The organism is Micromonospora sp. NPDC049139 (assembly GCF_055586845.1).
The window spans coordinates 89603-101580 of the sequence record NZ_JBVJHK010000015.1; the positions used below are offsets into that span (position 1 = coordinate 89603).

Here is an 11978-nt window from a genome sequence, read left to right on the forward strand (position 1 = left end):
ATGGACATCGTCGATCCGTATGTGACCGTCACGGAACCGACATTCGTGGCACGGTTCCTCCTCGATCTCGGCTCGGACACCGAGGAGTCGGTAGCCAACGTGGATGTCTTCGTCGATCTTCCTGACGGCTCCAGTTGGGTGCTGACGATCTTCACCGTCGATGAGGTCCGCCGCCTGCTTGAGGAATGGAAAAAGACCGGTGAAGCCGCGAACGGCAGTTACTTCTGGGCCGTTGATCAGCTGATCGTGCCAGAACCGGGAGTGTCGGCCATGACCACAGCTATCCGAGAACTCGTTCGCAGCGGGGAGATAGAAAGCGTCGGCGTGCGATGCGAGAATCCAGACTGAAGCCGCCGGTGCGCCCCGCGAGAGGTGATGGCTCCCACGGGCGTCGCACGGGTGGCGGAAATTGAGGATGTCCAGGTCGAGCAGTAGAGGCAGGCAGGCACGCCACCCCATCAACTGCTCCGACCGCGGCAACCGCGCTATTCAGCAGGGCCCCGCCGCACGTCATCCCAGCGTCCCTGGAAGGTGTCGCACCACCCGGGTGCTGCCCTTGCAGTCGGCTGGACAGTTCTCGTGGTAGTTCGCGGACTGCTGGGCGCCGGCGAGGAGATACGACAGCCCTACCAGGTTGTCGTCCTTGAGCAGCAGTGCCTCGGCCTCGATTTCCTCGAAGCGCCGCTGCTCGGTCAACAGCCAGCCGAGCTGCCGGTAGGAAGGGTTGTGGCCCGGCTCGGCCAGCTTGTCCCGGACGAGCTGAGTCGCCTCCTCCAGGCGGCCTTGTGCCGCCAGCAGCCGCACGCGAACGTGCTCCTCGCCCGCGTCAACGGCGGCCTGGTAGGCGGCTACCGCCTCGTCGGCGCGGCCCAGCTTCTCCAACAGCGCACCCAGCGGCCATCGAGAAACACCCTTTCCGCCGATCGCTGACCGATAGGCGCGGACCGCCTCGTCCAGCTGGCCCGCCCGGGCATACACCTTGGCCAGCCGGACGCCCGCCGCCGCGTCACCAGCCGCGATCGCCATCTGGTACTCGCCGATGGCCTCGTCCATCCGGCCGGCCTTGGCGAGCAACGCGGCGAGACGGACCCGGGCTTCTGGCTCACCCGCCTCCACCGCCGCCCGCCACCCGGCGATTGCCTCGTCGGTCCGGCCCGCATCCGCCAGCATGTTCGCGAGGCCGCCGTACGCCCGAGGCAGACCGGCCTCGATGGCCGCCCGCCAATGCGCCTCCGCCTCCTCGACGCGGCCGTCCTCCATCAGCAGGTCGGTCAGGCGTTCCACATCCAGCCAGTCCCCGCCGACCCGGGCTTCGAGAATCGTGATCGCCTCGTCCACCCGCCCCTGCTCGACCAGCCACTCGGGGCGATCGTCTGGATCAATCGGCTCATCGAGCATGCCGACACGATACGGATGTGGTGCTCTGCGAATCAGTCGATTTCCTCGGCGTCGCTCAGGTCTTCCAGCCGTACCGGCCGGTGCTGAGCAAATACCACAGCCAGGCCGTAGGGGTCGCAGACGGCAAAGCCTCCCTCCTGGAAGTGCAGCATCCATTCGCTGTCGGCGTAGAAGTTGAGCTGGGGGTTGTCCAGCGGAAGCTCCTCGGCAGGGACTTCCCGGTAGGGATCAAGCTCGTCCTCGGTCAAGCCGAACCAGGCCGGATCGGTCAGCATCGTGGCGCGCACGAAGCGAAGCCCGGTCACCAGGTAGTGATCGATGTCGTCGAGCACGTGGGCGATCATTGGCAGATCGACGTGGTCGAGGTCTTCGACGCCGTTGAGCAGGATGTTGACCGCGATCGGCAGGCGGTAGGCCGAGCTCGTGACCGGCTGCTGGAGTCTCCATGTGGACAGATCACCGGGCCCGCGTTCGAGAGCCAGTAGGCCGATGCCAGGACGAGACACGGTCGTGGTCATGTCGACATCCTCCACCTGCCTACCAACGCCTGACCAGACTGGGCATGCGCGGCCTGGGCGGCGGCAATCCCGACCGTGTCGATCAGCCGGCGCCGTATCGGCTGGCGGGTCTCGATCAGCGCACGGTAGCTTGCCGCCCGTGACCGACTGGATCAAGATTTTCGACGACGACTGTCGCCTTCCAGCAGGGCGTGAGCTGAACGAACTGACCGCGGAACTGGCGCAGTGCCTACGCGATCCGGACCCGGGCATTCGCGACGGCCATCCGTACGTCGTGCTGCGCACCTGGATCGAACGCGACGTCATCGCCGGTGATCGCCGTGTGCAACTCGCCGACGAGATGGCCGACCGGTTCACCGACCCGCACACCGAGGCCCGTACCTTCGCGCCCCTGGTCCTGGACATGATCGTCAGTCGGGGAGACTTCCGTCCGCGCTGGCTCGACGCCTTCGGTCGCTGGTATCCGGCAGAGACGGACCTGCGGGGATACCATCCGCGGCTGGGCTGGCTGCACGCGGTGGCGCACGGTGCCGACCTGCTCGGCACCTTCGGCCGCCACCGTGACGTCGATCCCGCCGCCATGCTCGACCTGGCGGGCGCCCGGCTGCTCGCCCGCACCGACCACCTCTGGGCCGAGCGTGAGGACGACCGCCTCGCCCGCGCCGTCGCCCTGACTCTGACCCGCCCGGAGCTCACCGCCGCGGCGGCGACGACCTGGCTCGACCCGATCACCGCCGACTTCCGTGCCGTGTCCGCCTCGACCACACCCACGTACGTTTCCAACACGCTGCGCACACTGCGGGCACTCTACGTACTCGTCGATTGCGGGATACGGGTCCGACCAGACAGCCCCCGGCAGCAGATCACCCACCGCCACGAGGTCAAGCAGCGGCTGGTCGACGTTCTGGAAAACGACGCCAAGGCCATCGGCTGAACGCGTAGCGGACCAGGCGCACGTGATGAGCTGCGGGCTGCGAGCTGGGGGCTGGGGGCTGGGGGGTCATGGTCCTCGGCACCAGTCATCAGGTGCCACTCGCCGTCACCCATGCGCCAGCCGATGCTGAACCGCTCGATCTGCGGGTACGCCCGCCACGGCGGCAGGACCGCCCATGAGCATCAAGCTGTTCCCGTACGGCGGCGTCGAGAACACACGTCCGGTCGTCCACCGTTGACGCTCCTCAGCCCAGGTTGATGACGGGCCGGGTCAGGATCTCGTGGGCGTACCGGTCGCCGGAGGCGAGCCACTGGCCGAAATCCCTGTCGCGGTAGGCGGTCGCGAGGGTGAGCCAGCCCAGGAAAAAGCCGCTGCCGCCACACGTGGCGCCGCCGCCATCGCCGCCGCACACGATGGTTCGCTCGGTGGTCGCCTCGTGTTTGTAGGGATCCTGCCCGATCGCCAACCCCCACAGGTTCGCCTCGCGGTGCGCGCCAGTCTTGCAGTCGAACGGGTAGCCGTCGTTGGGGCAGTCGTCGCCCCAGCGGAACAGGGTCGTCGCACCGGCTCCACACGCCCACTCCCACTCATCCGCAGTGGTCGTCCGCAAGCCGATGCTCGCGAGCCCGGCCACAGCCTCGTCGTAGGAGACCTCCCGGGTCGCCCGGGCCCGCGCCACCTGCCCGGTCTGGTCGAACTCGACCGTCAGCCCACCACCAGATCGGAACACCTTCACCACGCCGCGCCGATCCCCGGTCGACGCGACGAGTTCGAGTACCCGAGGGTCGTCCGGCGCCAGCGGAATCTCGCAGGGGTCGAACGCTTCCACCGCGACCAGCATCGCCGGCATCTCGGCGCCGCGTACCGGCGAGGTCATCGCGTCGACGTACTCGGCCAGCGGTGGAAGACCGTACTCGCCGGCGCTGTCGGCGTAGCTGGCCGCCTGCTCCGGAAAGGGCCGGAATCGGGCCGCGTCGTAGCCGAGAGTGGGCCGGCCGCCGGGTACGAGCGCGAATCGCATGCCGTTACGGTCGAACAGCGCCATCCGGTGCGACCGCCCCGCGTACGCCGTGTCTTTCAGGCCCACCACAGTCAGGTCGTGTCGGTCGGCGATGTCCTGGGCCATCCGGCGGGCAGCGCCGTCAGACAGGTCGTTCCACTGCGCGAAACTGAGGTCGGCGTACGGCACCGCGCAAGGATAGAGCCGAAGGCGCCGATTCAGGCAACGTGCGTGAGGTAGCCGGCGACGGCCTCGTCGAGCACCTCCCGGCCGGGCCGTGCCCACACCTCCTCGGCGAAGACCTCCACCTCCACCGGTCCGTCGTAGCCGGCCGCGTCCACGGCTTCCCGGAAGCGGCGCAGCTCGACGCAGCCCGTGCCGGGCAGCCCCCGGCCGAGCAGCACCCCCGCCGGCAGCGGCGTCAGCCAGTCGGCGATCTGGAAGCAGGCGATACGTCCCTCCCGGCCGGCCCGCGCGATCTGCGCCCACACCTGGTCGTCCCACCAGAGGTGGTACGTGTCGACGACGACGCCCACCGTCTCCGCCGGATACGGCGCGACGAGGTCCAGGGCCTGACCGAGGCTGGCAACGACGCACCGGTCGGAGCAGAACATCGGGTGCAGCGGCTCCACGGCGAGCCGGACCCCTGCCGCCCGGGCGTACGGCACCAACTCGCCGATCGCGTCCCGCACGTCCGCCCGGGCACCGTCGATGTCCCGGCTGCCGTCGGGCAGGCCGCCGGAGACCAGCACCAGCACCGGCGCGCTTATTGCCGCCGCCTCGTCGATGGCACGCCGGTTCTCGTCGAGCCAGCCGGGAGCGCTGAAGAACCCGCCGCGGCACAGCGATGTGACGGTCAGGCCCGCGTCCCGCACCAGCGCCGCGGCCGGCTCGACCCCGTACGCGGCCAGATCCTCCCGCCACAGCCCCACCCCGGACACCCCGGCGTCGACGCAGCCGGCGACGAGCTCCGGCAGCGGCCACCGCTTCGTCGTCGCCGAGTTGAGTGCGAACCGCTTCACTGCGCCACCCCCGCCGTGGTCATGAACGCCCGCGCGCGGTGCGCGGCCAGCTCGGCGTCGGGCAGCAGCCCGGCCGCGTCGGCCAGCCGCAGCAGCCGGCCCAGGTGCACCGGTGACCGCCCCGACTGGAGACCACCGACCATCGTGAAGTGGTCCTGGTGACCGGCGAGCCAGGCCAGGAACACGATGCCGGTCTTGTAGTAGAAGGTCGGGGCGCCGAACAGGTGCCGGGCGAGCGGCAGCGTCGACGCCAGGATCCGGTCGTACGTCGCCAGGTCGCCGCCGTCCAGTGCGCGCAGCGCGGCGGCGGCCGGCGGCGCGATCGCGGCGAGGACGCCGAGCAGGGCGTCGGAGTGGCCCTCGCCGTCGCCCCGGATCAGGGCCGGGTAGTTGAAGTCGTCGCCGGTGTAGAGCCGTACCCCCGCGGGCAGGCGCCGGCGCAGCGCGACCTCGAAGTCCTCGTCGAGCAGCGACAGCTTGACGCCGTCGACCCTGCCGGTGTGCGCACCGATCAGCGCGACCACGGTGTCCGCGGCCCGCGCGGGATCGACGTCGCCCCAGTAGCCGGCGAGGGCCGGGTCGAACGCCGGGCCGAGCCAGTGCAGCACCACCGGGCCGTCGGCGTCGGCCAGCAGCCGGCCGTAGACGTCGAGGTAGTCGTCGGCGGACCGGGCCGCGGCGGCCAGGTGGCGGCTGCACATGAGGACCGGCCGGGCGCCGGCGTCCTGCACGTCGGCGAGCTGCTCGGCGTACGCCTTGCGGATCTCGTCGAGCGTGGCCGGGCCGGCCGGCAGCTGGTCGGTGGCGACGCCCGCGCAGATCGCGCCGCCCTCGGCCCGGGCGGCCGCCGCCGAGCGCCGCACCAGCTCGCGCGCGGCCGGGTAGTCCATGCCCATGCCACGCTGGGCGGTGTCCATCGCCTCGGCGACGCCGAACCCGTACGACCACAGGTGCCGGCGGAACGCCAGGGTCGCGTCCCAGTCGACGGCGGCGGGCGTGCCCGGCACGTTCTCCGCGCGGGGGTCGGCGACGACGTGCGCGGCGGCGTACGCGACCCGGCTGGTGAAGCGGGCGCCGGGCGTGACGTGCTCGCGCCCGGCACCGGAGAGGGTGAGCGGCCCGTCGGGCAGGTTGACGGTCCGGGTCACGGCCGCAGCTCCGTGACCTCGACGCGCCGGCCCTCCCGCGCCGACTGCAGGCCCAGCTCGGCCAGCTGCACACCCCGCGCGCCGGCCCACAGGTCCCAGGTGTACGGGGCGTCCTCGGCGACGTGCCGCAGGAACATCTCCCACTGTGCCTTGAATCCGTTGTCGAACGCCTCGTTGTCCGGCACCTCCTGCCACTGCGCGCGGAAGTCGTCGGTGGACGGCAGGTCCGGGTTCCAGACCGGCTTCGGGGTGGCGGCCCGGTGCTGGACGCGGCAGCGACGCAGGCCGGCGACCGCGCTGCCCTCGGTGCCGTCGACCTGGAACTCGACCAGCTCGTCCCGGTTCACCCGGACGGCCCAGGAGGAGTTGACCTGCGCGACGATGCCGCCGTCCAGCTCGAAGATCGCGTACGCGGCGTCGTCGGCGGTCGCGTCGTAGGGCTGACCGTCCTCGGCCCACCGGCGCGGGATGTGGGTGGTGACGTGCGCGGTGACCGCCCGGACCGGCGCGAGGATCTGCTCCAGGACGTAGTGCCAGTGCGGGAACATGTCGACGACGATGCCGCCACCGTCGGCGGCCCGGTAGTTCCAGCTCGGCCGCTGGGCCTCCTGCCAGTCGCCCTCGAAGACCCAGTAGCCGAACTCGCCGCGCACCGACAGGATCCGGCCGAAGAACCCGCCCTTCACGAGCCGGTCGAGCTTGCGCAGGCCGGGCAGGAAGAGCTTGTCCTGCACGACGCCGTGCCGTACGCCGGCCGCGTCGGCGACGCGCGCCAGCTCGACCGCGCCGTGCAGGGTGGTGGCGACGGGCTTCTCCGTGTAGATGTGCTTGCCCGCCGCGACGGCGAGCCCGATCGCCTTCTCCCGTTCGCTGGTGACCTGGGCGTCGAAGTAGATCGAGACGTCCGGTCGCGCCAGCGCGGCGTCCAGGTCGGTCGTCCAGTCGGTCAACCCGTGTCGGGCCGCGACGTCGCGTAGTTTGGCCTCGTTCCGCCCGACCAGAACGGGTTCCGGCCAGAGCCGGCTCCCGTCACGCAGCGGTACGCCGCCCTGCTCGCGGATGGCCAGCAGCGACCGGACCAGGTGCTGCCGGTAGCCCATCCGCCCGGTCACGCCGTTCATCACGATGCCGATCGGGACACGTGCCGTCATCGTCCCACTCTCCTCAGGGGTCATCTCCGCACCCGGGCCGGCCGGGTGCCGCACACTGCCCGTCTCCGGCGGGGACGGCGGCCCTGCCGTCGTCCCCGCCGGAGGGGTTCAGGCCGGGGTTCCGGTCACCGTCAGGTGACGCAGCCGGCCGATGTTGTCGAACGAGCCGAAGCCGACCCGTCCGGAGCCGAACGTGGTGTCCTTCGCGGTCATCAGCGGGTCCTTCTTCCCGTCCACGTAGACCGCGATCTCGCCGGTGGCCGGCAGGTGCACGACGCGCACCTTGTGCCAGTCGGCGTCGACGATCGCCGGGTTCGCGCCGCGCGACCGACCGTTCCACTGGTAGTCGATGCGCTGCCGGTCGGCGTTGTTGACCTTGAAGATGCCGTTGTGCGGCAGGATCGTGTTGTCCGTCGACAGGTGGGCGTAGTAGAACTCGGTGTCCGAGCGCCAGCCGAAGACGATGATCACGTCCCGGTTGCTCACCTCGACCGGCGTGTCGAGCCGGACGTCGGCCTGGATCTCCACGGACGACCACTGCGGCCCGTCGGTCACCACCGCGTACTCGAAGGGGCGGCGCGGGCCGGGCCGGCTCACGCCCGCCTCGGCGAGGATCACCTCGTCACGGTCGAACTGCCACTTCGACGGGGTCACCGGCGCCCAGCCGTCCGGGCCCGAGGGCTTGTGCAGCTTGGTGCCGCCGACGTCGCCGCCCGCGAACTCCCGGGTTCCGGTCACCTTCCAGATCTTCCCGTTGGCCTTGGCGAGGAGGTAGAGCCCGCCGGCGGCGTCGGTACCGAAACGCAGGTCTACCCGCTCCGGGTTGCCCGGGGCGCCGGGGCCGGAGAGGTCCTGCATGCGCACCGGCTCACCGGCGGCGGTGAAGAGCGCGAGGCGGTGGATCGTGGCCATCTCGTGGCCCTGCCGCATCTCGTGCGCCTCGGTGTAGAGGACCTGCCCGTCGACCAGATCGCCGAAGACGTACTTGCCCTTCAGCGCGGGCAGCTCGTTGCCGCGGTAGACGAACCCGCCGGCCACCGCGACACCGACGTCGGAGGTGCAGTTCCAGCCGGGCGCCGGGTTGTGGTCGTACGCCGCGACCGGGTACGTGTAGCCGAAGTCGGCGTCGTCCGGCGGCAGCGGCAGGAGCTTGTCGCAGGCGCGCCCCGCCTTGTTGAAGACGAACGCGCCCTCGCGCTCGCTCCAGCCGAAGTTGTCACCGGCGCGCACCTCGTAGATCGCCTCGATGGCGTGCTCGCCGATGTGACCGAGGAACATCCGGCCGGTGGCCGGGTCCCAGCTGAACCGGTGCGGGTCGCGGAACCCGACCGCGTAGACCTCACCCAGGGCGTCGGCCCGGCCGACGAACGGGTTGTCCGCCGGGATGCCGTACTGCCCGTTGGCCGAGTCGGTGCCCTGCGGGTCGATGCGCAGCAGCTTGCCGTGCACCATGCCCAGGTTCTGCGGCTCGGTGTTGCGTACGCCGGTGCCGCCGTCGCCGACGGCCAGGTACAGCAGCCCGTAGTCGCGCTGGCCGGGCCGCGCCGTGGGGTTGAAGTTGATCTCCTGGATGCCGTGGACCTGGCCGGCGAAGCCGATCCGCAGCAGCTCGCGCCGGCTGCCGGAGAACGTGTCGGCGGCCGGGTCGGTCGCCGTCCACTCGGTGATCACGCCGTGGAAGATGCTGTTGGCCTGGGCGTGGTCCGGTGCCCTGGTGGCCAGCGACGCCTGTTCGGTGTGGATGGTGTAGAAGCGGCCGTTGGTGCCGAACTCGGGGTGGAACGCGACGTAGCCGAAGCCCTGGCCGAGCCCGCGGCCGGAGAAGAACTGCGGCGCGAAGGTGTCGGCGACGTCCAGGTAGACGTGCGGCACGCCGTCCCTGACCAGGTAGAGGTGGCCGTTGAGGTCCGGCACGGCACGCCGGCCGGAGCCGTCGGGCAGCTCCATGATGGTGTTGATGCGGGCGGTACGCATCAGCCGCTGGTCGGTCGGTGCCGGGATGGGGAACGACTGAGGGAAGCTGGCGTACTCGGTCAGGACCAGTCCGAGCCTGGACTGGCTGGGCATCTCGACGACCGGGTCGTAGACGGGGTCGGCGGCCCGGACAGGGCCGACCACCAGGGTGGACAGGACGAGGGTGGCGGCGGTCAGCCCGGCCGTCAGCGCGGATCTGCGGGTCTTGCGGACACTGCGCACGCGGGTCTCCTTCCCGGTGAGGCGGTGCGGAGGGTGGTCAGCGGGCCATGTAGCGGTACTGCTTCTCGACGTCGGACGCCGAGACGACGGTGTCGAGGAACATCAGGGCGTCCATACGGCAGTCGCACGGGTTGCGCTCCAGCGTGTCCTGCGGGAAGCTCCCGCCGATCTTGATGCCGCGCGGGTCCGAGGCGGTGGTGACGTGCGGGCCGGGGCCGGACACGAGCCACGGGTCGTCGGTGCGGGTGTAGAAGCCGTCCACCGGCTGGCCGTTGCGGTAGAGCGCCAGCGCGCCGGTGTTGAAGTCGAAGGTGGCCGCGAGGTGGACCCACTCCCCCTTCGGCAGCAGCGTCCGCCAGTCCTCCCCCGCCGCGAAGGTCTGCGAGTTGCCCCCGTCGAGGCGCCGGCCGAGCGCGACCAGCCGCAGTTCGCCGTTGACGTCGATGAGCTCCAGCAGCGCCCGGACGCCGTGGCCGTCCGAGTCGCCCGTCAGCACACCGGCCAGCCCGATCGCGTTGAACCGGTCGGCCGGGTTGGCGGTGGTGGAGTTGGGCGCCGAGGCCTCCATCTCCATCTTGAACCAGCCCATCACGGTGGTGCCCTGGGTGCCGGCGAAGGGGCGCAGGGTGCGTACGCCGCTGGCCGACCAGATGCCCGCCTTCCAGTCGTCGTTGCCGGCCTGGGCGGGGTTCACCTGCCGGGTCTGCAACGCGTTGCCGCTGCCCGGGTAGGCGTGCTCGGCCACGCGCATGTCGGCGCCGCCGTTGACGAGTTCGATCTCGGTGCCGGAGCGGCCCAGGTCCCGCTCGAGCGCCGCGTCACCCTCCGCCGGGTGGTCGAAGTCGTAGAAGGCGACCAGGCTCGATCGCAGGTGGGGATGGACGTCGCGCGGGTTGCTCCGGTCCGCCTGGGCCGGTGGCACCCCGGCGCCCGCCAGCACGCCGGTCGCCAGTACGGCGGCGGTGGCGACGGCGAGCCGTCTCGTTCTGGTCATCGCGATACGCCTCGTTTCAGCTCTGGCGGAGCACGCAACCGCTTCCGGAAGCGCTTCCGTGCTCACGCTCCAACTCTGTGTGCCGCTGTCACGTCGGGGTCTGTTACCGCTTCGGCGGTGCCGTCGGCTCGGCGGGCCGTCCGCCGAGGTACAGCTCGCCGAGCTGCGGGTCGGCCAACAGTTGCGGCGCCGGCCCGGAGATGTGCACGCGCCCGAGGTCGAGCACGCAGCCGAGGTCGGCCGTCTCCAGCGCCCGCCGGGCGTTCTGCTCCACGAGCAGCACCGCCGTACCGGCGTCGCGCATTCGCACGACCTGTTCGAACACGGTGGTCGTCGCCTTCGGGTCCAGACCCATGGACGGCTCGTCGAGGAGCACGACCTTGGGGTTGACCATGAGCGACCGGGCGAACTCCACCTGCTTCTGCTGCCCGCCGGAGAGCAGTCCGGCCAGCGAGTTCCAGCGCTGCGCGACGACCGGGAAGACCTCCTTGACGAAGGCCGTCCGTTCGGCGATCAACGCCTTGTCCTTCAACGTGTAGCCGCCCAGCAGGACGTTCTCCGCCACGGTCATCTCGCGGAAGACGCTGTGCCCCTGCAGGACGTGCGCGACGCCGGAGGCGAGCATCCGCTGCGGCCCCTGGCCGGTCACGTCCACGCCGCCGACGAGGATCCTCCCGGAACGGGGCCTGAGCAGCCCGCTGGCGACCTTCAGGACGGTGGACTTCCCGGCGCCGTTGGGGCCGACCAGGCAGACGATCTGGCCCGCGGGCACCGAGACGGTCAGGCCGCGCAGCACCGGCGCGGCGCGCCCGTAGCCGGCCTGGATGTCGACGAGTTCGATTTCAGACGCCAAGGTAGGCCCCCAGGACGCGTTCGTCGGAGCGGATGAGCGACGGCGGACCTTCGGCGATCGGGCGGCCGCGGTCGAACACCACGATGTGGTCGCTGACGCTCATCACGAGGTCCATGTTGTGCTCGACGATCACGAACGTGCGCCCCTCGGCGTTGAGTTCGCGGACCAGGGTGCCGATCCGGTCCAGCAGCGCCGGGTTGACGCCGCCGGCCGGCTCGTCGAGCAGGACGGTTTCCGGGTCGCTCATCAGCACACCGGCGAGTTCCAGCAGCTTCTGCTGGCCCCAGGACATGTTGCGCGCCTCCACGTCGGCCAGGTGCTCGATGCCGAGGCGGGTGAGCCAGCCCCGGGCACGTTCGACCTCCGCGTGGCCGCGGGCGCCACGCAGCAGGCCGGTCAGGCCGGCCGGGCGTACGGCCGCGAGGACGTTGTCCAGCGCCGTCATCCGGGGAAAGACGCGGCACAGCTGGAACGTACGGCCGACGCCGGCGTGGACGATGCGGTGCGGGGCCGCGCCGGTGATGTGCCGCCCGCGGTAGGTGACCTGCCCGCCGTCCGGCCTGATCATCCCGGTGACGCAGTTGAAGAAGGTCGTCTTGCCCGACCCGTTCGGCCCGATCAGCGCGTTGACCTTGCCGTGCTGGAACTCGACGGTCGCGCCGTCGAGCGCCACCACGCCACCGAACGCCTTGGTGAGCCCGGCGGTGGCCAACCCTCGTACCTCGCTCATGCCGGCACTCCGCTTCGCTCCGTGCCGTCATGAG

Annotated in this window: 12 protein-coding genes; 2 read left to right on the forward strand and 10 right to left on the reverse strand. The window is 70.9% G+C overall.

The window, feature by feature from the left end; all coding sequences use genetic code 11:
- Positions 1–348: a hypothetical protein gene (locus ACZ6Q9_RS23390; protein WP_393263401.1), complete on the forward strand. Its 348-nt coding sequence runs from the start codon at positions 1–3 to the stop codon at positions 346–348.
- A gap of 162 nt (positions 349–510) precedes the next feature.
- Here the strand turns inward: ACZ6Q9_RS23390 and ACZ6Q9_RS23395 are convergent, their stop codons facing one another.
- Both ACZ6Q9_RS23395 and ACZ6Q9_RS23400 read right to left on the reverse strand, forming a co-directional pair.
- Positions 511–1398: a tetratricopeptide repeat protein gene (locus ACZ6Q9_RS23395; RefSeq protein ID WP_396829554.1), complete on the reverse strand. Its 888-nt coding sequence runs from the start codon at positions 1396–1398 to the stop codon at positions 511–513.
- 32 nt (positions 1399–1430) lie between these two features.
- The gene (locus ACZ6Q9_RS23400; RefSeq protein ID WP_396829555.1) at positions 1431–1916 is read right to left on the reverse strand and encodes a hypothetical protein; all 486 of its coding nucleotides are present in this window, start codon (positions 1914–1916) and stop codon (positions 1431–1433) included.
- A 139-nt stretch (positions 1917–2055) separates the two neighbouring features.
- Between ACZ6Q9_RS23400 and ACZ6Q9_RS23405 the strand changes: the two genes are divergently transcribed.
- Positions 2056–2850 (forward strand): DUF2785 domain-containing protein, encoded by a 795-nt coding sequence (locus tag ACZ6Q9_RS23405; protein ID WP_396829556.1) that lies wholly within the window; start codon positions 2056–2058, stop codon positions 2848–2850.
- Between the two features lie 244 nt (positions 2851–3094).
- Here ACZ6Q9_RS23405 and ACZ6Q9_RS23410 read toward each other — a convergent pair whose 3' ends face one another.
- From ACZ6Q9_RS23410 to ACZ6Q9_RS23445, 8 genes are all read right to left on the reverse strand, one after another.
- On the reverse strand, positions 3095–4039 hold the full coding sequence (locus ACZ6Q9_RS23410; RefSeq protein ID WP_396829557.1) for a hypothetical protein: 945 nt from the start codon (positions 4037–4039) through the stop codon (positions 3095–3097).
- Between the two features lie 29 nt (positions 4040–4068).
- The gene (locus ACZ6Q9_RS23415) at positions 4069–4872 is read right to left on the reverse strand and encodes a sugar phosphate isomerase/epimerase family protein (protein WP_396829558.1); all 804 of its coding nucleotides are present in this window, start codon (positions 4870–4872) and stop codon (positions 4069–4071) included.
- Entirely contained in the window at positions 4869–6020 is a 1152-nt protein-coding gene (locus tag ACZ6Q9_RS23420) for a DUF993 family protein (RefSeq protein ID WP_393263414.1), read from the reverse strand. Before ACZ6Q9_RS23420 ends, ACZ6Q9_RS23415 begins: the two co-directional genes overlap by 4 nt.
- Complete coding sequence (locus tag ACZ6Q9_RS23425; RefSeq protein WP_393263416.1) at positions 6017–7171, reverse strand: Gfo/Idh/MocA family protein; 1155 nt, start codon at positions 7169–7171, stop codon at positions 6017–6019. Before ACZ6Q9_RS23425 ends, ACZ6Q9_RS23420 begins: the two co-directional genes overlap by 4 nt.
- 108 nt (positions 7172–7279) lie before the next feature.
- Entirely contained in the window at positions 7280–9367 is a 2088-nt protein-coding gene (locus tag ACZ6Q9_RS23430) for a PQQ-dependent sugar dehydrogenase (RefSeq protein WP_396829559.1), read from the reverse strand.
- Between the two features lie 37 nt (positions 9368–9404).
- Positions 9405–10361, reverse strand: a complete 957-nt coding sequence (locus ACZ6Q9_RS23435) for a LamG-like jellyroll fold domain-containing protein (RefSeq protein ID WP_393456768.1) — start codon at positions 10359–10361, stop codon at positions 9405–9407.
- 103 nt (positions 10362–10464) lie between these two features.
- Positions 10465–11214, reverse strand: a complete 750-nt coding sequence (locus ACZ6Q9_RS23440; protein WP_350682651.1) for an ABC transporter ATP-binding protein — start codon at positions 11212–11214, stop codon at positions 10465–10467.
- Positions 11204–11944 carry an ABC transporter ATP-binding protein gene (locus ACZ6Q9_RS23445; protein WP_396829560.1) on the reverse strand — a complete coding sequence of 247 codons (741 nt, stop codon included), beginning with the start codon at positions 11942–11944 and terminating at the stop codon, positions 11204–11206. The genes ACZ6Q9_RS23440 and ACZ6Q9_RS23445 overlap by 11 nt, the downstream gene beginning before the upstream one ends.
- Between the last annotated feature and the right edge of the window lie 34 nt (positions 11945–11978).

Coding starts and splice junctions, on each gene's coding strand:
- ACZ6Q9_RS23425 (WP_393263416.1), bottom strand. CDS start 7,171: ATGACGGCACGTGTCCCGATCGGCATCGTGATGAACGGCGTGACCGGG.
- ACZ6Q9_RS23400 (WP_396829555.1), bottom strand. CDS start 1,916: ATGACCACGACCGTGTCTCGTCCTGGCATCGGCCTACTGGCTCTCGAA.
- ACZ6Q9_RS23395 (WP_396829554.1), bottom strand. CDS start 1,398: ATGCTCGATGAGCCGATTGATCCAGACGATCGCCCCGAGTGGCTGGTC.
- ACZ6Q9_RS23390 (WP_393263401.1), top strand. CDS start 1: ATGGACATCGTCGATCCGTATGTGACCGTCACGGAACCGACATTCGTG.
- ACZ6Q9_RS23435 (WP_393456768.1), bottom strand. CDS start 10,361: ATGACCAGAACGAGACGGCTCGCCGTCGCCACCGCCGCCGTACTGGCG.
- ACZ6Q9_RS23445 (WP_396829560.1), bottom strand. CDS start 11,944: ATGAGCGAGGTACGAGGGTTGGCCACCGCCGGGCTCACCAAGGCGTTC.